Below are 22,727 nucleotides of genomic sequence, written 5' to 3'. Positions count from 1 at the left end.
CCGCAGGCAGGCGACAGAAGAAAATGCTTAATTTTGGTTGATTTACCCTTCTTTGCAATTGCCGAAGGTTAATCAAACGGCGGTGGTGCCAGCACCTCGCGGTTACCGTTGTGCCCCTGCTCGCTGACAATACCCTGCGCTTCCATCTGTTCGATGATACGCGCCGCGCGGTTATAGCCGATGCGGAACTGACGCTGTACGCCAGAGATGGAGGCCTTGCGTTTTTCGGTCACGAAGTTCACCGCCTGATCGAATAACGGATCCAGCTCTTCGCCGCCGTCGAAGCCACCGCCGCCGCCTTCGCTTTCCGTGTCGCTGGTGATGCCATCAACATATTGCGGACGACCACGTGCTTTCCAGTCCTGCACTACCGCGTGCACTTCCTGGTCGCGAACGAATGCGCCGTGAACACGCACCGGAGAGGTGGAATTCGGGCCGGAATAGAGCATATCCCCCATCCCCAGCAACGACTCTGCACCGCCCTGATCAAGGATGGTACGAGAGTCAATTTTACTGGATACGGTAAAGGCGATACGCGTCGGGATGTTCGCTTTAATCAGACCGGTGATAACGTCCACGGATGGACGCTGGGTCGCCAGCACAAGGTGAATACCGGCAGCACGCGCTTTCTGCGCCAGACGGGCAATCAGCTCTTCCACTTTTTTACCGACTGTCATCATCAGGTCGGCGAATTCATCCACCAGCACCACGATATAAGGCAGTTTTTCCAGCACCGGATGCTGTGCATCCATGCTGTCTCCCGGTTTCCAGTACGGATCCGGGATCGGACGGCCCATACGCGCCGCCTCGGCGATTTTCTCGTTATAACCGGCCAGGTTACGCACGCCCAGTGCCGACATCAGCTTGTAGCGACGCTCCATCTCGTTCACGCTCCAGCGCAGGGCGTTGGCCGCGTCTTTCATGTCGGTGACCACTTCCGTCAGCAGGTGCGGGATGCCTTCATAGACGGACAGTTCGAGCATTTTCGGGTCGATCATGATGAAACGCACATCTTCCGGCTGCGCTTTATAGAGCATGCTTAGGATCATGGCGTTCACACCGACGGACTTACCGGAACCGGTCGTACCGGCCACCAGCAGGTGAGGCATCTTCGCAAGGTCTGCCACTACCGGATCGCCCGCAATATCTTTACCCAGCACCACCGTTAGCGGGGAAGGGTTATCGCGGAACTTGGTGTTATCCAGCACTTCACGCAGGTAGACGGTCTGACGTTTCTTGTTCGGCAGTTCAAGGCCAACGTACGGTTTGCCCGGTATGACCTCCACCACACGCACCGCCACGGTCGACAGAGAACGCGCCAGGTCACGGGAGAGGTTAGAAATACGCGCGGCTTTTACGCCTGGCGCCAGGTTCAGTTCGAAACGGGTGATGACCGGCCCCGGGGAGTAGTTCACCACGTCCGCTTTAATGCGGAAATCAGCCAGACGCGCTTCAACCAGACGCGCCATCTGCTCCAGCGCGAAGGTATCAACCGGTTCAACTTCCGCTGGTGGCGGCGTTAACAGATCCAGCGACGGCAGTGGCGTGCTTGGACGCTGCAGCGGACGGCTGTCACCGTTACGCATCAGCAGCGGGTGAATCAGGCTCTCCTGCGGCTGTGGCGCAGGCTGCTGGAACTGCGGCGGTTGTTGTGGCTGCTGCGGTTGCGTGTAAGCCTGCGGCGCCGGCTGCTGCGGTTGCGGTGCGTATGACGGCTGTGCGGGTTGCTGGCGCACAGGCTCCGCTTCCGGCATCACGCTCGGGGTAAATAAAGGCTCGCTCGGGCCATCATCCACCAGATCTTTCATCGGCGAGAATTCAAAATCCGACAGGGAGAACGGATTTGCACCAGCCGGTTGTTCGCCGGAATAGCGCTGCTGCTGGGTAGCGGCAAACTGGCGCGCCAGTTCGGCTTCCGCCGCGTCATCGTCGTCCAGCGCAGGCTCATCGTGCTGATATTCCTCACCGTAGCGTTGATTCTGCTGCGCGGCGAACTGGCGAGCCAGCTCAGCCTGCTGCATGTCATCGGCATCATCCTCGTACTCAGACTCGCGGGCTTTTTCTTCGGCCATCCGCTGGGAAGGCAGTTTGATACCATAAGAGGCAAGCTCGCGACGGGTTGGCACGCGGACACGGTTAGGACGAGGCAATTGAGGACCAATCCCCTCTTTCACCTGAGGACGCGGCGCCCCCCCTGTTGCCAGGCTAAAGACAGGTGCAGCCACGGCCGCCGCCGCGGTGGCCTGCTTCACGCTTTCCGCTACAGGGGCAACAGAAGGTGTTGGATCAACCGGCGGAGCCGAAACAGCAGCTGCTTTCGTAACAGGTTCCTGCACCGGTTCAGGCACTGGCTGATACCAGGCCGCCAGCTGTTCGCGTTCACGCGCACGGCGCTCTTCGACTTCTTCAAAATAGTACAGCGGCGGACGTGCTGGCTTCACCTCTTCCACGATTTCGGGCTCAGGTTCCGGCTCAGGTTGCGGTGCGACATAAGGCTGCACGGGTTCAACCGGTTCAGGCACATACTCCTGATACGGTTGAGTTACAGGCTGTTCATAGTGTGGGTTGTGTTGTGGTTCATACGCAGGCTGCGGCGGCTGATAAGGCTGCTGCCACTGCTCCTGCTGAACGGGAATATAGCTTTCTGGTTCAGGCGCAATAACCGGTTCCGGGGTATGAACACCCGGCGCAGTCTGCCAGTCTACCTGAGGCTGCTGAATAACGGATTCCGGCGGTGAAACCGGCTCAGAAGGCATCACGGCGTCAACGGGGGCGGCATAGGCCTGAGCAGCGGTCGTCGCGGCGGCTGCGGCGGCAACCGGCTCGGTGACCGAATGACCGTTTAACAGCGGATCGTATTCGTCGAAATCGCCTGGGGTGGCACGGTTGCCGGAGAAGAGCACATCGTCAGGATCAACCTGATTTCCCGCAGCGCGATAGACCACCTGCTCGTCTTCATCCATGCGTTTACCAGAGAAGAGCGCCGCATCAGTTTTACGGCCCAGCGGGTTGGCAAATTTCTCTGCAACACGTTGGCGACGCGCCAGCGCGCCACGAAGAATTCGAGCACGACGAGACTCGCGACGCTGCACAGGCGCGTCATCTTCCTCTTCATCTTCGTACTCATCTTCATCAACCCACGTATCGTCACGACGGGTACGGTTGCTGGCGAAGGTCAGAATAGTGAGGATAAAACTGCCAATTTTCTCGGCAATGCTCACCCAGGACCAGCCGGTGAATAACGTCAGCCCCGCCGCCCAGATGCACAGCAACGCCAGCGTGCCGCCGCTGCTATGAAGCATCGGCTGCAGCGCAGAACTCAACAGGCTGCCAATCACGCCACCCGAAGCGAAGTACCAGATATCATCCGCATTAATGGCCGCCAGCCCGCATGAGGTGAGGATCAGTGCCAGTGCGCCAATCAGACGCAGCGAAACGGCGAAATAGTCGATGTAATCATCGTTTTGACGATGTCGCCACGCAAACCAGCACCCGCCGATAATAATGACGGGAAGGGTGTAGGCCATCACACCGAAAATGAAAAAGAGCGTGTCCGCAAGCCAGGCACCGGGTACGCCGCCTAAATTATGAATAGGCTCATGCCATGCAGTTTGTGACCAGCTGGGATCTGAGGGATTGAAACTGAGTAAGGCTGCCATCAGCCAGACGGCAAAAAGGGCAATAACAATCAGCAAAGCCTCGAGGAGACGACGTCCGCTGCTTAGCTTCGATAGTGTGACTTCTTTGTCTTCAGTGTATTCCTGGCTCAAGAAAGGCTCTCCAGGTATCAGGCATATCCTGCCTGTTTGCTAAAACGGACAACAGCGCCGGGACTCCCCGGCACTGTTGCTGTATGGATTAACAGGAGTGTAATCAAACTACGCTGATTTTGCACCTGTTCCGTGTTAGCGCGTCTTAATAACCAGACGATTGCTCTGTTTGACCTCTTCCATCACCACATAGGTACGGGTGTCGTTCACGCCTGGCAGACGCAGCAGGGTTTCCCCCAGCAGCTTACGGTAGGCGGACATATCAGGCACACGGGTTTTCAACAGGTAGTCGAAATCACCGGACACCAGATGACACTCTTGAATTTCTTCAAGTTTTTGTACAGCGGCGTTAAATTGCTCAAACACATCCGGCGCACCACGATTCAGAGTAATCTCAACAAATACCAGAAGTGAGGCATCCAGATAATGCGGGTTCAGCAGAGCAGTATAGCCCTGAATAAAACCCTGTCTTTCCAGTCGGCGCACACGCTCAAGGCATGGCGTCGGGGAAAGTCCCACACGTTTTGAAAGCTCGACGTTGGAAATACGCCCATCCTTTTGCAATTCATTAAGAATGTTACGATCGATACGGTCGAGATCTTTGCCAGGGCGCTTCTTGCTATCTACCATTATTATTGTCTCTCTGTATTCCTTCCCTACTCCTGCCTGGACCCTGTGCACATCACTGTTCAGAGCCTGTACCCGTTACTCATCACATCGCCTGATTTTGTATTAGACGCGATGCGGATTCGGGTTCTGTTGGTAAGAAGACCGTTGCCCGAAGGCTGTCACCGACATCACGTATGGCGTCTGTCCACGCCATGCGTAGATTTCACTGACCCGGTAAAAATGGCATTTACGTGCATGCCTATGCGGCATACGGTTAACGCGGTTTTTTTTCTTCCTTGAATGTTTTCGCAAAAGCGCAGGGGATTGTCAAAGCAAAACATCGTTTTTTAGTACAACATGCCGGATATTCATTACGGCAGGGTATTAATCCTCATTTTATTGCCTTATAAACAACCGGTTTTCAGGAGAAAGCTTGATGTTATAGCGCGCCATTCATCGTCCGTGGCTATTACACAGATTGATATCAAAATTGCTGCGCTCTTTTTTTACGACAACAAATTCCCTACAATCCAGCCAAATGTCTGCCAACAACAATGGGGATCTCATGGGCACGGCCAAACACAGTAAGCTGCTAATCCTTGGTTCTGGACCTGCGGGATATACCGCGGCGGTCTATGCTGCACGCGCTAACCTGCAACCGGTATTAATCACCGGCATGGAAAAAGGCGGTCAGCTGACCACCACCACCGAAGTGGAAAACTGGCCAGGCGACCCGAACGACCTGACCGGGCCGCTACTGATGGAACGTATGCACGAGCATGCTGCCAAATTCGAAACCGAAATTCTGTTCGACCATATTAACAAGGTCGATCTGCAGAACCGTCCGTTCCGCCTGACGGGTGACAGCGGCGAATACACCTGTGACGCGCTGATCATCGCCACCGGTGCTTCTGCCCGTTACCTGGGCCTGCCATCAGAAGAAGCGTTTAAAGGCCGCGGCGTCTCTGCCTGCGCAACCTGTGACGGTTTCTTCTATCGCAATCAGAAAGTTGCGGTCATCGGCGGCGGCAACACTGCCGTGGAAGAAGCGCTGTACCTGGCAAACATTGCCTCAGAAGTGCACCTGATCCACCGCCGCGATACATTCCGCGCGGAGAAGATCCTGATCAAACGTCTGATGGATAAAGTGGCAAGCGGCAACATCGTGCTGCACACCAACCGCACGCTGGAAGAGGTCACGGGCGATCAGATGGGCGTTGCCGGTCTGCGTATTCGTGATACCCAGAACAGCGATAACGTCGAAACGCTGGACGTGGCGGGCCTGTTTGTTGCTATCGGTCACAGCCCGAACACGGCAATCTTCGAAGGGCAGCTGGAGCTGGAAAACGGCTACATTAAAGTGCAGTCAGGCATTCACGGTAACGCGACCCAGACCAGTATCCCGGGCGTGTTTGCGGCGGGCGATGTCATGGACCACATTTACCGTCAGGCAATTACCTCTGCGGGTACCGGGTGTATGGCCGCGCTGGATGCTGAACGCTACCTCGATGGACTGGCGGAACAAGGTAAATAATCTTTACAAGTCAGTAACAAACGTAAATAAAGGCGGCGATAAGTCGCCTTTATTGTCTCCCCGTTGTAACATTGCGCTGCCCAATTTCTAATAACGTCACCTGCAAAGTACGCAATGGAAAAAACCCGTCAACAAGAGTTAACACGCTGGCTGAAACAGCAAAGCGTTATTTCCCGCCGCTGGCTTACCATTTCCCGTCTGCTGGGATTTGTTAGCGGCCTGTTGATTGTTGCCCAGGCATGGCTGCTGGCCCGCATTCTCAATCACATGATCATGGAGAACATTCCCCGCGAGGCGCTCTTGCTGCCCTTTATTGTCCTGATCCTGGTTTTTATCCTGCGCGCCTGGGTGGTCTGGCTGCGTGAACGCGTCGGTTTTCATGCCGGACAGCATATCCGCTACGAGATCCGTCGTCAGGTGCTCGACAGGCTTCAGGAAGCCGGCCCGGCGTGGATTCAGGGAAAACCAGCCGGAAGCTGGGCGACGCTGATCCTTGAGCAGATTGACGATATGCACGACTATTACGCGCGCTATTTGCCGCAAATGGCGCTTGCCGTCTTCGTTCCGCTGTTGATTGTGATCGCCATCTTCCCGGTTAACTGGATGGCAGCACTGATTCTGCTGGGCACCGCCCCGCTGATCCCCCTGTTTATGGCGCTGGTTGGGATGGGAGCGGCGGATGCCAACCGCCGTAACTTCCTGGCATTGGGTCGCTTAAGCGGCCATTTCCTTGACCGCCTGCGCGGCATGGAGACATTACGCATTTTTGGCCGCGGTGAAGCGGAAACCGACAACATTCGTCTGGCATCGCAGGATTTCCGCCAGCGCACCATGGAAGTATTACGCCTCGCCTTCTTATCCTCAGGCGTGCTGGAATTCTTTACTTCGCTGTCGATCGCCCTTGTGGCCGTCTACTTCGGCTTCTCCTATCTCGGTGCGCTGGATTTCGGCCATTACGGCACGGCAGTGACCCTTTCTGCCGGTTTCCTGGCGCTGCTCCTGGCCCCGGAATTTTTCCAGCCTCTTCGCGATTTGGGGACCTTCTATCACGCTAAAGCACAGGCGGTTGGCGCGGCCGACAGCCTGAAAACGTTCCTGGAAACACCGCTGGCGCATCCGGAGCGGGGTGACGTGATGCTAAATGCCAAAGAACCCGTGACCGTCGAGGCCCAGGATTTTTGCATCCTCTCGCCGGAAGGTAAGGTGCTGGCAGGCCCGCTGAACTTTACCCTGCCCGCCGGACAGCGCGTGGTGCTCGTCGGCACCAGCGGTTCCGGGAAAAGTTCGTTACTGAATGCGCTATCCGGTTTTATGGCCTACACCGGTTCGCTGCAAATAAACAAAACCGAGTTGCGTAAACTCGACCCTGACGCCTGGCGTAAACAGCTCAGTTGGGTAGGACAAAACCCGCAGCTTCCTGCCTCCACGCTACGTGAAAATGTGCTTCTGGCGCGTCCGGATGCGCGTGAAGATGAACTGCAATCGGTGCTCGACCGCGCCTGGGTCAGCGAGTTTCTGCCGCTGCTCCCGCAAGGGGTAGACACCGTCGTTGGTGACCAGTCCGCCGGGCTGTCTGTTGGCCAGGCGCAGCGTGTAGCCGTTGCCCGCGCGCTGCTTAACCCATGTCAGCTGATGCTGCTGGATGAGCCTGCTGCCAGCCTGGATGCCCACAGTGAGCAGCGCGTGATGGAAGCGCTTAACGCCGCCTCACGCCAGCAAACGACCCTGATGGTCACCCACCAGCTGGAAGGTCTTGCCGACTGGGACCAGATCTGGGTCATGGAAAATGGCCGTCTTGTTGAGCAAGGCGATTACGCCTCTCTTGTTGCCGCGCAGGGGCCGTTTGCCGCCCTGCTGGCGAACCGTCAGGAGGACATCTGATGCGTGCTCTGCTGCCTTATCTTGCGCTCTATAAACGCCACAAATGGATGCTGACGCTGGGGATCGTGCTGGCGATTGTGACTCTGCTCGCCAGCATTGGTCTGCTCACGCTTTCCGGCTGGTTCCTGTCAGCCTCTGCCGTCGCGGGCGTTGCCGGGTTGTACAGCTTTAACTATATGCTCCCGGCGGCCGGCGTTCGCGGTACCGCCATCACCCGTACTGCCGGACGCTATTTTGAGCGGCTGGTCAGCCACGACGCCACTTTCCGCGTGCTGCAGCACCTGCGCATCTACACCTTCAGCAAACTGCTGCCCCTCTCCCCTGCCGGGCTGGCGCGTTTTCGTCAGGGTGAGTTACTTAACCGTGTCGTTGCCGATGTCGACACGCTGGATCACCTTTACCTGCGCGTGATCTCCCCGATTGTAGGCGCGTTTGTGGTGATTGTGGTGGTGACGCTGGGATTGTCTTTTCTGGATGTTCCCGTTGCGCTCACGCTGGGCGGGATCATGCTGTTGACGCTTATAATTCTGCCGCCGCTCTTTTACCGCGCCGGGAAATCCACCGGGGAAAACCTGACGCGTCTGCGCGGAGATTACCGCCAGCAGTTGACCTCCTGGCTTCAGGGGCAGGCAGAACTGACCATTTTCGGTGCAAGCAAGCGCTATCGCGCGCGTATGGAAAGTACGGAGTTGAACTGGCATGAAGCTCAGCGCCGACAGTCGGAACTGACTGCGTTTTCCCAGGCACTGATGACGCTCATTGGCGGCATCGCGGTGATTGCCATGCTGTGGCTGGCGTCCGGAAGTATTGGGGGAAATACACAGCCAGGTCCCCTGATCGCCCTCTTCGTTTTTTGTGCGCTGGCCGCGTTTGAAGCGCTGGCACCCGTGACGGGCGCCTTCCAGCATCTGGGGCAGGTCATCGCCTCTGCCCTGCGCATCACCCAGATTGCCGAACAGAAACCTGAAGTAACATTCAGTGCCGGACAGACCGCGGTACCCGCGCAGGTTGCGCTGGCGCTGGATGATGTCACCTTCGCCTACGACAAACAGGCGCAAAACGCGCTGGAAAGCATCAACCTGTCTGTTAACGCCGGAGAGCGGATTGCGATCCTCGGCCGTACCGGGTGCGGTAAATCGACGCTGCTGCAGCTGCTGACCCGCGCCTGGGATCCGCAGCGCGGCCAGATCCGTTTTAATAATACGTTGCTGACAGATTTCAGCGAGCAGGCCCTGCGTCAAACCGTCAGCGTCGTTCCACAGCGCGTACACCTGTTTAGCGCCACCCTGCGTGATAACCTGCTGCTGGCCGCACCGCACGCGTCGGATGACGCTCTTCGCGCCATGCTGGAGCAGGTCGGTCTGCACAAGCTGCTTGAGGACGAGGGATTAAATAGCTGGCTGGGCGAAGGCGGCCGTCAACTCTCCGGCGGTGAGCTGCGCAGACTGGCGATTGCGCGCGCGCTGCTGCACGATGCCCCGCTGATGTTGCTCGACGAACCCACCGAAGGGCTGGACGCGACAACTGAGAGCCAAATCCTTGATCTCCTTGCGAATGTGATGCGCGGGAAAACCGTGCTGATGGTCACGCACCGCCTGCGCGGTCTGGCGAGTTTTGATCGGATAATTGTGATGGACAACGGACAGATTATTGAGCAAGGTAGTCACGCAGAGCTGTTGACGAAACAGGGTCGCTACTACCAGTTTAAACAGCGTCTGTAGACTATATTTGTAGCGTCCTCACTCGCGTACTGGAGTTTTGCTGTCATGCGCCTGGTCCAGCTTTCTCGTCATAATATCGCGTTCCCTTCGCCGGAGGGGGCGCTACGCGAGCCCAATGGTCTGCTGGCCCTTGGCGGTGACCTTAGCCCTGCTCGGCTATTAATGGCGTACCAGCGCGGCATTTTCCCGTGGTTCTCCCCCGGCGACCCGATTTTATGGTGGTCTCCCGATCCCCGCGCCGTGCTGTGGCCAGAGCAGTTTCACCTGAGCCGCAGCATGAAGCGTTTCCATGCAAAATCACCGTATCGTGTTACCCTGAATCACGCCTTTGGCCAGGTTATAGAAGGCTGTGCCGAAGACCGCTATGAAGGGACATGGATAACCCGCGATATCATTACCGCCTATCACCAGTTGCATGAGCTGGGTTACGCCCACTCTATCGAGGTCTGGCAAGATGGGACGCTCGTCGGCGGCATGTACGGCGTGGCGCAGGGGACGCTGTTTTGTGGCGAGTCGATGTTTTCTCGTTCGGTCAACGCCTCGAAAACCGCGCTGCTGGTTTTCTGCCAGGCCTTTGCCCAATGCGGCGGACGCCTGATCGATTGTCAGGTGCTCAACGAACACACGGCCTCGCTGGGTGCCGTTGAAATCCCGCGACGCCAGTATATCGGGCATCTGGATGCCAGCCGTCAGGAGAAGCTCCCGCGCGACTTTTGGGTCCCGAGAACGCTCTTTATGCCCTATGCCTAAATGTTTTCCGCATATTTTTTGTGAGGGTGTTATAATTATGCCGCAGAGCAGCTTCTGCCTGTTGCCCCGCCGCCGTTTGGGACCCTCGCTTCAGATAACGTCCTGACGTTTATCCTGTTGTCTCCCCTTTACGAATGCGCTTCCTGTTCGGTTGTACCGTGACGCTTGGGCAATGCGCCGAAACTGTTTTGCTGCGTTTTAATCGCGCAATTCTTTACTTAATAGATGAATTTCGGCATTATCTTGCCGGTTCAAAACTTGGTAGTGATACCCCAGAGGATTAGATGGCCAAAGAAGACAATATTGAAATGCAGGGTACCGTACTTGATACGTTGCCTAATACCATGTTTCGCGTAGAGCTGGAAAACGGTCACGTGGTAACTGCGCACATCTCCGGTAAAATGCGCAAAAACTACATCCGCATTTTGACGGGCGACAAAGTGACTGTTGAACTGACCCCGTACGACCTGAGCAAAGGCCGCATTGTCTTCCGTAGTCGCTAATTGTTTTCGCCTGTAATGGCAGATGAATATTAAATAAGGTCGGGTTCTTCCCGGCCTTAAATTTATGGAAAACCCTCCCCTTAACTATACAGTCGCCTTTCTTGCCGGGTGGCGCTGCGCTTACCCAGCCTACACGCCAAAATTGCACAACACATTGTAGGCCTGCGCAAGCGTAGCGCCGCCAGGCGACGCGGTAGTATGTAAAACCTCTTTATTTGCTTTTTTATGCTGCCTGTACTGCAGTGCACTTGCGGCGATATTCCGTGGCAGTTACACAGAATTGCTGACAGGCTCTTGTCACACAAACGACCAGTTGGGTGACAACGATTAAAACGACGGTTCAAATGCTGGAATCTGTCAAATAACCCGCCATTTATTCAGTGTCATGCAAATCAGATGTTTTTTAGCTTTAGTGACGGAATTTTCTGGGGTTCCGTCGTAGACCCCCAATGTACTGACCAGGCTTGCCCGGTGAACCCAGGGGTAACCTCTTGCTCCTGCTCTCTAAAAAATGGTTGCATCGAGCTTTATGCATCTGCCATAAATTTAAGTCCAATTGTGTTTATGGATCATACATAAGGATGTTTTGATGGATATCGCGCTTTTTCCTGGTCAGAACAGGCGCCAGTGGGCTGACACTATGATAAATCTCGAAGCCCGTAAGATTGGGAGCTATCCTCATCGGTGACGCTTTTAATACGATATCCAGAGAAGCGGCCAGGCAATTGCTGAATGCACCTGCCTCACAGGGGATGTTCGCAGACAGCGCGATGCCCATTGCTGAGTTCAAGGGATTTAGTCGTGATGTTGGTCTTGGCGTTTACAATGCCACTACTTTAGCGGCAAGCGTCTATGGTGTGTTCGGATTGACAGGCAAAGCCGAGGCCTGGCGGTTATTCAGATATCTTCCGGCAAATTAAGCATGAAAGTTTTAGGGTGGGGAGTCAGTGCAAAGGTGGTACTGGAGCGACTCACCCACGACGATCAAAATCGCTAACATACGTTCTCAATAGCTTCCAGGATTTATAACCAACTTTAACAGGCATCACCAGGAGAAAAACAACAAACAGGAAAACTGCTGCTATCGCGCTTGAGATTGCCTGTACGGTGCTGCCTAAAATGAAACTGAGAATGGTAATCACGGTCATAATAATTGTGACCCAAACGAACGTTTTGAAATAACGGGAAAGATCTAACAGAACCCTGTCCAGTGAATCACCGGTTTCAAGGTAACGTTTAATCCTTATGATTTCCTTTTTTGTAAAACCTGACGCGTGTAGATCATGTTCTTCCACTGACACCGACCTTCTTTCTGTTTAACCTGTGGACACAGGATACACTATTTTGCACATGATGGATGGGTACGCCGCGTTAGGGCGTCAGTGATTGTACGGCAAGCCTGTATATTGGGGTGCCGGGTGAGTAGACCCGCCGGTTACCTGGTCAGGCCCCTCCGCAGAACTTTGCGGTTAAACCATCTGTAGATGATTCGCTTGCTCTGGTAGATGAACTGTCCCACTCGCCTTTTATTATCTGAGATGCCGTGATAGTTGATCCATCCGCGAACAACCCGGATACAACAGTGCACCAGTACTGCGATCAGATGGTTCCGGACGGTAATTTCTAAGCTGCCTGTACGGCAGTGCACTGAAATATTATCTAAACAACTTTATGATTTTCATACAAAAAAGCTAAAAAAGCTTTTCTCACCCTCTTTTTTACAGCCATTAAATTATCATTGAAAATCAGTTCATTACACTTCAATTAAAAATTATGATCATAGCCCGCCTTCCTTTATTTACCCCTGCGTAAAACAATCACTTCCTACCATCTGACAAATGACTATAATAAACCATGACAAATGACAATCATCAGGAGGTAAAAAATGAGAACATGGGTACCTGCGCAGAAGCCTGCTGATAACGCACTCTGGCGATTTGCGGGGTTACCTGCAAACCGGGGTATGCGGTTGGTTGAGTATCTCAATCAGGGGTTACCCGTTAGCGTCCTCGACAATATCCACGAGTGGACGGCGATGTCGAAAGCGGACATCCTGCGCGTGACGGGGATTAACGAGCGTAACATCGCGCGCCGCAAAAGCGCGGGCCGTACGCTGACCCCCGATGAAAGCGAACGCGTGGCGCGTTTCGTTCGGGTGCTGGATGCTGCCGTCGATTACTTTGGCAGTAAAGACGACGCCTGGACCTGGCTGCAATCTCCGGTGCGAGGGTTAGGGAACAGAGCACCTGTCGATTTAATTGCGACAGAAACCGGCGCGCTGGAAGTGACCGATTTGATTGGTCGGCTTGAACACGGTGTGTTTGCATGATTTTTTATCGGCTGGTGACGGGACGCTACGCCAGCGAAGCGTGGAGTGGAATCGGTGCAAACCAGTATGGCGGGCGCTGGAATCATAAGGGGCATCCTGCCGTGTATGTTTCTACCACCATCTCGCTGGCATCGCTGGAAATTCTGGTACATGTCAAAAAAGACACCGTGCTGAATCAGTACCAGCTGTTTAGCATCGATATCCCGGATGAGCAGATTGATTATCTGGACAAAGCATGGCTGCCCGATGACTGGCAGGAGAACCCGGCACCGGTCTCAACGATGGATCTGGGCACCGGTTGGCTACAATCCCGCAGCGCGCTGGCGCTTATCCTGCCTTCCTGCATTATTCCTTACGAAAATAACGCCATACTTAATCCATTACATCCGGCGTTTCATCAGGTACTGGGTACAGTTAAGCCACTCCCGTTTATTTTTGATCCTCGCCTGGCAGAAAAAACCGCACCCTGAAAGCAGATACGGCTCTGAGTTTTAAGGACCAGGCATAAAAAAACCGGGCCTGTGCCCGGTTTTTACGTTTAACTTTCCACTTAGTGAGCCGCTTCCGGCTTATGCTTCGCCGCACTCTGGAAATCGTACGTCAGTTCGTTCTTCGCCTGATCCAGCGCCACGGTCACCTGACCGCCGTCCACCAGCGAGCCAAACAGCAGCTCGTTCGCCAGCGGTTTCTTCAGGTTATCCTGAATCACACGCGCCATCGGACGGGCACCCATCGCACGGTCGTAGCCTTTCTCGGCCAGCCAGTTGCGGGCCTCCTGGCTCACTTCCAGCGACACGCCTTTCTGATCCAGCTGAACCTGCAGCTCGACGATGAACTTATCCACCACCTGATGGATCACCTCGGTAGACAGGTGATCGAACCAGATAATGTTGTCCAGACGGTTACGGAACTCCGGCGTAAAGATCTTCTTGATCTCTTCCATCGCATCGGTGCTGTTATCCTGGTGAATAAGACCGATGGATTTACGCTCGGTTTCACGTACCCCGGCGTTGGTGGTCATCACCAGCACCACGTTGCGGAAGTCCGCCTTGCGCCCGTTGTTGTCGGTCAGCGTCCCGTTGTCCATCACCTGCAGCAGGATGTTGAACACGTCCGGGTGCGCTTTCTCGATTTCATCAAGCAGCAGTACCGCGTGCGGATGCTTGATCACCGCATCGGTGAGCAGCCCGCCCTGGTCAAAGCCCACGTAACCCGGAGGCGCACCGATCAAACGGCTGACGGTGTGACGCTCCATATACTCGGACATATCAAAGCGCAGCAGCTCGATGCCCAGCGCTTTGGAGAGCTGAACCGTCACCTCGGTTTTCCCCACACCGGTTGGACCGGCGAACAGGAAGGAACCGACAGGTTTATGCTCATGCCCCAGCCCGGCACGGGCCATCTTGATCGCTTCGGTTAAGGCCTCAATGGCTTTATCCTGACCAAAGACCAGCATTTTCAGGCGGTTGCCAAGAGTACGCAGCGTGTCGCGGTCGCTCTGAGAGACGCTCTTCTCAGGAATGCGCGCAATACGGGCCACCACGGACTCAATATCCGCCACGTTAACGGTTTTCTTACGCTTGCTGGCCGGCATCAGACGCGCACGCGCCCCTGCCTCATCAATGACGTCGATCGCCTTATCCGGCAGATGACGGTCGTTGATGTATTTCACCGCCAGCTCCACCGCCGCACGCACCGCTTTCGCGGTATAACGCACGTCGTGGTGCGCTTCATACTTCGGTTTCAGACCGTTGATGATCTGCACCGTTTCCTCGACGGACGGTTCGGTCACGTCGATTTTCTGGAAGCGACGCGCCAGCGCACGATCTTTCTCAAAGATGTTGCTGAACTCCTGGTAGGTGGTAGAGCCAATCACGCGGATCTTGCCGCTGGAGAGCAGCGGTTTGATCAGGTTTGCGGCATCCACCTGGCCACCGGAGGCCGCACCGGCACCGATTATGGTGTGGATCTCATCAATAAACAGGATGCTGTTGGTGTCCTGCTCCAGCTGTTTTAACAGCGCCTTGAAGCGTTTTTCAAAATCACCACGGTATTTCGTGCCCGCCAGCAGCGAGCCAATATCCAGCGAGTAGATGGTGCAATCGGCAATCACTTCCGGCACGTCGCCCTGCACAATGCGCCAGGCAAGACCTTCGGCAATCGCGGTTTTACCCACGCCAGATTCCCCCACCAGCAGCGGGTTGTTCTTGCGGCGACGGCACAGTACCTGGATGGCACGCTCCAGCTCTTTATCGCGACCAATCAGCGGGTCGATACCGCCAACGCGAGCAAGCTGATTAAGGTTGGTGGTGAAGTTTTCCATACGATCCTCCCCGCCTGCTTGCTCTTCATTGTTATTGACCTGATTGCTGGAATCCGATGCCTGGTTAGGCTCGTCTTTGCGCGTTCCGTGAGAAATAAAGTTAACCACATCGAGTCGGCTGACTTCGTGTTTGCGCAGCAGGTAGGCAGCCTGTGACTCCTGCTCGCTGAAGATGGCGACCAAGACGTTTGCGCCAGTCACTTCGCTACGTCCGGAAGACTGGACGTGAAATACCGCGCGCTGCAGCACACGCTGGAAGCTGAGCGTCGGCTGCGTGTCGCGCTCCTCTTCACTGGCTGGCAGCACCGGTGTGGTTTGTTCGATGAAGGCTTCGAGTTCCTGACGTAGCGCCACCAGATCCACGGAGCAGGCTTCCAGCGCTTCGCGGGCAGATGGGTTGCTAAGCAGTGCGAGCAGCAGGTGCTCGACGGTCATAAACTCATGTCGGTGCTCACGCGCTCTGGCGAAAGCCATGTTTAAACTGAGTTCCAGTTCTTGATTGAGCATAGGCACCTCCCCCAATTTTATGCCTTATCAGGCCTTTTCCAGCGTACACAGCAACGGATGCTCGTTCTCCCTCGCATAGTCGTTCACCATCGCCACTTTGGTTTCCGCCACTTCGGCTGTGAAGATGCCGCAGATAGCTTTGCCACGATAATGAACGGTAAGCATCAGTTGCGTTGCACGTTCTACATCATAAGAAAAGAACTTTTGTAGCACGTCAATAACAAATTCCATCGGCGTGTAATCATCGTTCATTAACATAACTTTATACATAGATGGCGGTTTTAGCGCGTCACGCACTTTGTCTTCCGCCAGCTGGTCAAAATCCAGCCAGTCGTTGGTCTTACCCATTTTGCATAACCACTTTGAATCTACCTCAGATGTTAGATAACAATCATCTATTACTGTCATCCGCGATGTCTGTCACAAACTGTTGCAATAGCGTTAACTGCTTCAAACTTTGGTTGATTATTGTCCCATCTCCAGCGCCAAACGCTTGACGACTTCTTTCGTTTCTCTAAATTGTACAAGCGTGAGATGGCGAGGTTTTGAACAGCCCCCACTCCACCACCGGTTCATTCCATCTTAACTTATAAGATTTACGAAGGATGTCGAAGCATGGAAATGGGTACTGTTAAGTGGTTCAACAACGCCAAAGGGTTTGGCTTCATCTGCCCCGAAGGCGGCGGCGAGGATATCTTCGCTCACTATTCCACCATTCAGATGGATGGTTACAGAACGCTCAAAGCCGGGCAGTCCGTCCGGTTCGATGTACACCAGGGACCCAAAGGCAATCACGCAAGCCTTATCGTCCCCATTGAAGCAGAGACGGTTGCATAGCTCTCTGTTTTATTGTGTACATCCCGCAGTCAAAATGCCAGCCCGATCGGCTGGCATTTTTATTTTCAGCCTATTCACGGGCCAGTGCATCCACCGGATCCAGCCGCGCCGCATTGCGGGCGGGTAACCAACCAAACAAAATGCCGGTAAAGGTTGAACACAAAAACGCGGTAAGAATGGCCACCGGTGAGAAGCCAATTTCCCAGCCGGGTAAAAAGAGCTGCAGCGCAAATGCGATCATCATCGAGAGCGCAATGCCCATCGCGCCCCCCACCAGACACACCAGCACAGCTTCAATCAAAAACTGTTGCAGGACGTCGCTGGCTCTGGCCCCCACCGCCATGCGGATACCAATCTCACGGGTGCGTTCGGTCACCGATACCAGCATGATATTCATCACCCCGATACCGCCAACGACCAGCGAAATGACCGCCACCAGCGTGAGGAACAACTGAAGAGTACGTGTGGTCTTTTCCGCCGTTTTCAAGAGGCCGTCCATGTTCCAGGTGAAGAAATCCTTCTTCCCGTGGCGCAGGGTTAACAGCCGCTCAAGCTGCTGTTCAGCCAGCGCGCTGTCGTAGCCCTCCTTCACGCGCACGGTGATGGAGTTAAGCCAGGACTGCCCCATAATCCGCCCGGAGATGGTGGTATAGGGCAGCCAGACGCGCAGGATCTTGCTGCTGCCAAACATCGACTGCTTCTCTTCCGCCACGCCGATGACCGTAGCCGGCATATTGCCGACCAGGATCACTTCCCCCACCACATTCGCTTTATTGGGGAAAAGCTGTCTGCGTGAGTTCGCGTCCAGTACCACCACCTGCGCCCTGCCTGCCAGCTGTTCGGCATTGAAGGTCGCACCTTCACTGAAGGTCATACCGTAAACGTTGAAATAGTCCCCGCTGACGCCGTTCGCGCTGGCGGCAACGTCCACGTTACCCACGCGCAGGCGCAAATTTTGCGACACGGCCGGCGTAGCCGAGTTGACCCACGGCTGCTTCTGAATCGCCGCCAGATCGTCATATTTCAGGGACTGCTGATACTGCGGCTCGTCGTCGCCAAAATCTTTGCCGGGATAGACGTCAATGGTATTGGTGCCAATCGCGCGGATATCGGCCAGCACCAGCTGCTTGGCCGCGTCGCCCACCACCACAATCGATACCACCGAGGCGATACCGATAATGATGCCGAGCATGGTGAGCAGGGTGCGCATTTTATTCGCCGCCATCGCCAGCCAGGCCATGGCAAGCGCTTCACGAAAGCCGCTGGAGAATTGTCCCCAGCCGGTGGACGGCGGTAGCGCTTCTTTCGTCGCCGCCGCTCTGGACGCTCCCGGAGGCGGATTGCTGACCAGCTCGCCGTCGTGGATCTCAATAATGCGTTCCGCCTGCGCCGCCACCTGCGGGTCATGCGTCACGATAATTACCGTGTGTCCCTGATCGCGCAGCTGGTGGAGGATCGCCATCACCTCTTCGCCGGAATGGCTATCGAGCGCCCCGGTGGGTTCATCCGCGAGGATCACCTGCCCGCCGTTCATCAGGGCACGGGCAATACTCACGCGCTGCTGCTGGCCGCCTGAAAGCTGCGAAGGCTGGTACTCCACCCGCTCCGCCAGCCCCAGACGCGTCAGCAGCATCTGTGCACGATCAAGACGCTTTTTCCGCTCCACGCCGGCATAGACCGCCGGCACTTCGACGTTCTGCGCCGCATTGAGGTGAGAGAGCAGATGGTAACGCTGGAAGATAAAGCCGAAGTGCTCCCGACGCAGCTTCGCCAGCGCGTCGCCGTCCAGCGTGGAGATGTCCGTTCCGGCCACGCGATAGGTGCCGCTGGTCGGTTTATCCAGACAGCCGAGAATGTTCATCAGCGTCGATTTACCGGATCCCGATGCGCCGACAATCGCCACCATCTCGCCCGCCTCCACGCGCAGAGAGATCCCTTTCAGCACCTCCACCGGGCCATCGCCCGAGGGGTAGCTGCGGCGAATGTCGTTCAGCTCAAGCAGCGCCGTCATTTCGCGGCTCCGGGCAGGCTTTCGCTGATGACAACCTCCTCACCCTCTTCCAGCCCTTTCACCACCACCACATCGGTGTCGTTGCGCGCGCCAATCACCACTTCACGCTCGCGCGTTTCCCCGTTGCGCAGCACTTTGACTTTATAGCGGTTATCCCCGGCGGACTCGCCCAGCGCAGAGAGGGGAATAGTCAGCACGTTCTTCACGCCGGTCAGCTGGATATGCACCTGCGCGGTCATGTCCAGACGCAGCACGCCCTGCGGGTTCGGCACTTCAAAACGGGCATAGTAGAAGATGGCGTCGTTAACCTTTTCCGGCGTCGGCAGAATGTCTTTCAGCACGCCTTCGTAACGAGTCTGCGGATCCCCCAGCACCGTAAACCAGGCGTTTTGCCCCGGTTTGAGATGGATAACGTCCGCCTCGGAGACCTGGGCTTTGACCAGCATGGTGCTCATGTCCGCCAGCGTCAGGATGTTTGGCGCCTGCTGCGCGGCAATCACCGTCTGCCCCTGCAGAGTGGTGATCTGGGTGACTTCGCCAGCCATCGGCGCGACGATTTGCGTATAGTCGAGGTTGGTTTTCGCCGTATCCAGCGAGGCCTGGTTGCGTTTGATTTGCGCGTCGATGGTGCCAATCTGCGCCTGTTTTACCGCCAGTTCTGTGGTGGCCGTATCTAAATCTTGTTTCGAAATGGCCTGGGTTTTCGCCAGCGCCTGCTGGCGGGTCAATGTGACCTGAGCCAGATTACGCTCTGCCAGCGCCTGGGCGCGCTGAGCGCGCAGCTCCATCAGTGTGGCTTCCACCTCGCGGATCTGGTTCTCAGCCTGTTCAGGATCGATAACCCCAAGCAGCTGACCTTTTTTCACCTTATCGCCAATCTCTACCGACAGCGTTTTCAACTGGCCGCTCACCTGGGCACCCACGTCAACCTTGCGCAGGGCATCCAGCTTGCCCGTCGCGAGGACGTTTTGCTGCAGTTCGCCAGGACGAACAATCAATGTCTGATATTGTGGCACAGGCGCATTAAGCACTTGCCATAGCCAGTACCCACCGGCTAACACCACGACCGCCAGCAGCAGAAACAGCGTTCTGCGTTTTCCCTTAAGGTTCATAAATATTCCAATTAAATGTTCTGGCAATAATAAATGTTGATTCTATCTAAACGACTCCTCAACGAAACCCCCGTTCCCTGAAATCGTCACAATTTGTTTACGAGACGTTGAACGTTCGCCTGCTGAAATGGAGATATTCATCAAGAAGCAGGATCTATCATGTCTTCCATCGTCGATACACCTTTTTCCAGCCTGCCACAGCCTAAATCGGGCTGGCAGCTCTTCAAAAATCTGGCTTTCGGCACGCTCACGCCAGGGCTGGCGTGGCAGAACCCCGCCTATCGACGTAAATTCATGTTACGTTCGCTGGCGACACCCATTAGCACCGCGCGCCTGTTAACGAGCCTTGCTAAGCAACCGCGTCTGATGCAGATGCTGCAGGTCCAGCCAGGACTGCCGTGCCGGCTGCATCGCCCCTGGCTGACGGTGAAAATGGATCGTCAGCATGCGCTGGAATCGCTTAACTGGCACTATCAGATCCTGAGCCGCCAGCTTCCTGCGACGCTGCTTGCGGGTTATCTTTCTAAGCCAGGTTACACCCTGCTGACCTTAACCGGCAAAGAGGAACAGCAGTTCACCGTTCGTCTGTGCGCTGATGCGTTCCTGGATAAAGAAGGGGAAGCCACCCTCGCCTTCTGCGACAGGCACAACACGGTGCTGGCGGAAATGACCTTTACGCTCTGCCAGTTTGCAGGAAAAACGACGCTGTTCATCGGCGGTCTACAGGGCGCAAAAGCGCACGTTCCCCATGAGCTGATCCAGGGGGCGACGAAAGCCTGTCACGGTCTGTTCCCGAAACGTCTGCTGCTGGAAGCCGCGATGACGCTTGGCGCCGCTTTTCCGGTTGAGCAGATCGTTGCCGTCAGTAACGCCACACACATCTATCGCAGCTGGCGTTACCGCAAGAAAAAAGAGGGGAAACTGCTGGCTGATTACGACAGTTTCTGGATCTCGATCGGCGGTGAAAAACAGGATAACGGTCACTTCCTGCTGCCGCTTGCCATGCCGCGTAAACCGATGGAAGAGATCGCGAGCAAAAAGCGCGCCGAGTATCGCCGCCGTTATGAACTGCTGGATAGCCTGATTCAGCAGGTCAAACAGGCAACCCAACGCTAATCCGCTTTCCCGCGCGCCAGCCACAGCACGCGGGAAAACATCTTACGCAGCAGAGTCGGTACCGCCTCCACGCCCCGCCTTCCCGCTTCTGTCGCCACTTCAATGGCTAAATCCGGTTTTGACGAACGATGAATGGCTTTGGCGATCACGCGCCGCATGTTCATCGGGACATCGACAGGCACCATGGCAATTCGGTGGAATACGTCGTCGAACCCCTGACGATACATAAAGTGCTCCATGTCCATCGCGGGCAGCATAGTTAAATGGTCGCGCTCTTCTTCCCGCTCGTTATTGAGCAGGCTACGCACGGTCGAAGCATATTTTTTGCCCGCCTCATCACCGTCGACCAGGACGTGCCACTCGATCCCCATCCGGCGTGCGAATTTAATCAACGGCTTTAATCCCGACTGGGCGAATTCGATCACCTTAATGCCTTCCGCATCAAAATGGTGACCACACTGGCGCGCCAGCTCGTTAATGACCCAGGTTTCCGTCTCTCCCTCCACCAGCAGCCAGCAGCGGGCAAAGAGCGATGACGCCCGGTTAAAGCGGATATGAAACGCGATGCGCCGCCCGTCTTCCGCGTTCATGCCGCCCGGCCCCAGTCGGTAAGCGGTGACACGGGAAGATTCACGCACCAGACGACAGACGTGTTCAACCGGCGTCAGGGATAATAGCTCACCGGAGTTGGTGGTCGTAATGCGCTGGAGCGGCAGCAGATTCAGCAGATGCCATGCCACGGAGAGCATAATGGGATGCAGGCGGGTTTCAGGATCTTCCACCAGCAACAGCGGTCGGGCGTCCCGGTCAAGACGGACGGTGCCTTTGGCCTGCAGAAGCGTGGAGAACAGCCCCAGCAAAATCACCCGATGCGTACGCCCGCCGGGCCGGTCAATCATCCGGTTAATGATATCGAGATAGCGCCAGCTTCGTTGCTCATCATGAGAGCGGCGGCGCATCAGACGATGGCGGGACTCCGAGGTCCCCTGCTCGGAAAAATAGTGCTCCAGCAGTTGTACCATCGCCGACAACCCCTGGCGGATTTGGCCATCGGTCAGATTTTGTGGACGAGACACCAGCTCCCGCGCCAGAAAATCCAGCTCGCGGGCGGTGACTTCCACTTCCGGCATATTCGGTACGGTACCGTTACGAATACGCCGCATAAAACGCGCATCGCGCAAGCGTAATACCGGCGTGAGGCGGATCAGGTGGCGGGCCAGATCGTCAATATTGTCAAGCGGGATAGGATTGGCTTTCTCGTCGAGAAACTCACGCAGCGTGAGTACACCTTCGTTCTCCGCCATCTCCCCTTCCAGCCGATAGAAAATCCGGTGGAAGCCGTCATCGCACGGCACCCAGCAGGGTGACAGCGGACGGAAGCGCCGCACGCGGTGACGGCCCGGTTCGGATTCCCGGAACGTCAGGATGATATGCAGGTGCTTCTCGCGGCCATTGACATCACCGGGCGGAAACCAGAAATCGTCCCGGACGAAGTGATACAGATCGTCTTCGGGCGAAAGCAGTAACGTCAGCGCATCCAGCAGGCTGGACTTACCCCACGCGTTCTCGCCGATCAGGACGTTATTCTGCTCCAGCTGCAGCGACAGGCGGTTAATACCGCGAAACCCGACAATTTCCACTCGTTCGAGAAGCATAAGTCCCCCGCGAAATAATCACTTTTTCCTTTAAGTTATCAGCAGTATAGCGGGAGGATGCCGCGCGGA

Annotated in this window: 18 protein-coding genes and 1 pseudogene; 10 read left to right on the top strand and 9 right to left on the bottom strand. The window is 55.7% G+C overall.

What is annotated here, in order from left to right:
* Nucleotides 1-68 precede the first annotated feature (68 nt).
* Nucleotides 69-3,770: a DNA translocase FtsK 4TM domain-containing protein gene (locus GM298_RS04770; protein WP_266153699.1), complete on the bottom strand. Its 3,702-nt coding sequence runs from the start codon at nucleotides 3,768-3,770 to the stop codon at nucleotides 69-71.
* A gap of 135 nt (nucleotides 3,771-3,905) precedes the next feature.
* Nucleotides 3,906-4,400: a leucine-responsive transcriptional regulator Lrp gene (gene lrp, locus GM298_RS04765; protein WP_000228469.1), complete on the bottom strand. Its 495-nt coding sequence runs from the start codon at nucleotides 4,398-4,400 to the stop codon at nucleotides 3,906-3,908.
* Nucleotides 4,401-4,944: 544 nt separating this feature from the next.
* Here lrp and trxB point away from each other — a divergent pair.
* The 6 genes from trxB (at nucleotide 4,945) to GM298_RS04735 (ending at nucleotide 11,688) form a co-directional block, all read left to right on the top strand.
* A complete protein-coding gene (gene trxB, locus GM298_RS04760) occupies nucleotides 4,945-5,913 on the top strand; it encodes a thioredoxin-disulfide reductase (protein WP_025756025.1) in 969 nt (322 codons plus the stop codon).
* 114 nt (nucleotides 5,914-6,027) lie between these two features.
* Complete coding sequence (cydD, locus tag GM298_RS04755) at nucleotides 6,028-7,794, top strand: heme ABC transporter permease/ATP-binding protein CydD (RefSeq protein ID WP_266153697.1); 1,767 nt, start codon at nucleotides 6,028-6,030, stop codon at nucleotides 7,792-7,794.
* The gene (gene cydC, locus GM298_RS04750) at nucleotides 7,794-9,515 is read left to right on the top strand and encodes a heme ABC transporter ATP-binding protein/permease CydC (protein ID WP_266153696.1); all 1,722 of its coding nucleotides are present in this window, start codon (nucleotides 7,794-7,796) and stop codon (nucleotides 9,513-9,515) included. Before cydD ends, cydC begins: the two co-directional genes overlap by 1 nt.
* 45 nt (nucleotides 9,516-9,560) lie before the next feature.
* On the top strand, nucleotides 9,561-10,265 hold the full coding sequence (gene aat, locus GM298_RS04745; RefSeq protein WP_025756028.1) for a leucyl/phenylalanyl-tRNA--protein transferase: 705 nt from the start codon (nucleotides 9,561-9,563) through the stop codon (nucleotides 10,263-10,265).
* Nucleotides 10,266-10,549: 284 nt separating this feature from the next.
* A complete protein-coding gene (gene infA / locus GM298_RS04740) occupies nucleotides 10,550-10,768 on the top strand; it encodes a translation initiation factor IF-1 (protein ID WP_002211347.1) in 219 nt (72 codons plus the stop codon).
* A 665-nt stretch (nucleotides 10,769-11,433) separates the two neighbouring features.
* Entirely contained in the window at nucleotides 11,434-11,688 is a 255-nt protein-coding gene (locus GM298_RS04735) for a DUF4225 domain-containing protein (protein ID WP_072049117.1), read from the top strand.
* Nucleotides 11,689-11,739: 51 nt separating this feature from the next.
* Here GM298_RS04735 and GM298_RS04730 read toward each other — a convergent pair whose 3' ends face one another.
* Nucleotides 11,740-12,063: a hypothetical protein gene (locus tag GM298_RS04730; RefSeq protein ID WP_266153694.1), complete on the bottom strand. Its 324-nt coding sequence runs from the start codon at nucleotides 12,061-12,063 to the stop codon at nucleotides 11,740-11,742.
* A 146-nt stretch (nucleotides 12,064-12,209) separates the two neighbouring features.
* Nucleotides 12,210-12,344: pseudogene (locus tag GM298_RS04725) on the bottom strand (group II intron reverse transcriptase/maturase); the annotation flags it as partial.
* 309 nt (nucleotides 12,345-12,653) lie between these two features.
* Between GM298_RS04725 and GM298_RS04720 the strand changes: the two are divergent.
* Both GM298_RS04720 and GM298_RS04715 read left to right on the top strand, forming a co-directional pair.
* Nucleotides 12,654-13,097: an antitoxin Xre/MbcA/ParS toxin-binding domain-containing protein gene (locus GM298_RS04720; RefSeq protein WP_266153693.1), complete on the top strand. Its 444-nt coding sequence runs from the start codon at nucleotides 12,654-12,656 to the stop codon at nucleotides 13,095-13,097.
* Entirely contained in the window at nucleotides 13,094-13,567 is a 474-nt protein-coding gene (locus tag GM298_RS04715) for an RES family NAD+ phosphorylase (RefSeq protein ID WP_266153692.1), read from the top strand. Before GM298_RS04720 ends, GM298_RS04715 begins: the two co-directional genes overlap by 4 nt.
* 80 nt (nucleotides 13,568-13,647) lie before the next feature.
* On the opposite strand, the gene clpA is transcribed toward GM298_RS04715, so the two are convergent.
* Both clpA and clpS read right to left on the bottom strand, forming a co-directional pair.
* Complete coding sequence (clpA, locus tag GM298_RS04710) at nucleotides 13,648-15,927, bottom strand: ATP-dependent Clp protease ATP-binding subunit ClpA (protein ID WP_014831269.1); 2,280 nt, start codon at nucleotides 15,925-15,927, stop codon at nucleotides 13,648-13,650.
* Between the two features lie 27 nt (nucleotides 15,928-15,954).
* Nucleotides 15,955-16,275 carry an ATP-dependent Clp protease adapter ClpS gene (gene clpS / locus GM298_RS04705; protein ID WP_006174393.1) on the bottom strand — a complete coding sequence of 107 codons (321 nt, stop codon included), beginning with the start codon at nucleotides 16,273-16,275 and terminating at the stop codon, nucleotides 15,955-15,957.
* 267 nt (nucleotides 16,276-16,542) lie between these two features.
* Between clpS and cspD the strand changes: the two genes are divergently transcribed.
* Nucleotides 16,543-16,764 carry a cold shock-like protein CspD gene (gene cspD, locus GM298_RS04700; protein WP_008499993.1) on the top strand — a complete coding sequence of 74 codons (222 nt, stop codon included), beginning with the start codon at nucleotides 16,543-16,545 and terminating at the stop codon, nucleotides 16,762-16,764.
* 70 nt (nucleotides 16,765-16,834) lie between these two features.
* Here the strand turns inward: cspD and macB are convergent, their stop codons facing one another.
* Nucleotides 16,835-18,775, bottom strand: coding sequence for a macrolide ABC transporter ATP-binding protein/permease MacB (gene macB, locus GM298_RS04695; RefSeq protein WP_045284510.1), 1,941 nt, complete (start codon nucleotides 18,773-18,775; stop codon nucleotides 16,835-16,837).
* Nucleotides 18,772-19,887 carry a macrolide transporter subunit MacA gene (gene macA, locus GM298_RS04690; protein ID WP_059386160.1) on the bottom strand — a complete coding sequence of 372 codons (1,116 nt, stop codon included), beginning with the start codon at nucleotides 19,885-19,887 and terminating at the stop codon, nucleotides 18,772-18,774. Before macA ends, macB begins: the two co-directional genes overlap by 4 nt.
* A 159-nt stretch (nucleotides 19,888-20,046) precedes the next feature.
* Between macA and GM298_RS04685 the strand changes: the two genes are divergently transcribed.
* Nucleotides 20,047-21,003 carry a VirK/YbjX family protein gene (locus GM298_RS04685; protein WP_266153691.1) on the top strand — a complete coding sequence of 319 codons (957 nt, stop codon included), beginning with the start codon at nucleotides 20,047-20,049 and terminating at the stop codon, nucleotides 21,001-21,003.
* On the opposite strand, the gene GM298_RS04680 is transcribed toward GM298_RS04685, so the two are convergent.
* Nucleotides 21,000-22,658: an ATP-dependent endonuclease gene (locus GM298_RS04680; RefSeq protein WP_045284513.1), complete on the bottom strand. Its 1,659-nt coding sequence runs from the start codon at nucleotides 22,656-22,658 to the stop codon at nucleotides 21,000-21,002. The genes GM298_RS04685 and GM298_RS04680 overlap by 4 nt on opposite strands.
* Between the last annotated feature and the right edge of the window lie 69 nt (nucleotides 22,659-22,727).

This window comes from Enterobacter sp. HSTU-ASh6 (assembly GCF_026319105.1).
In the GTDB taxonomy this organism is placed as follows: domain Bacteria; phylum Pseudomonadota; class Gammaproteobacteria; order Enterobacterales; family Enterobacteriaceae; genus Enterobacter; species Enterobacter sichuanensis.
This window is presented reverse-complemented; position numbering and strand designations above follow the sequence as displayed.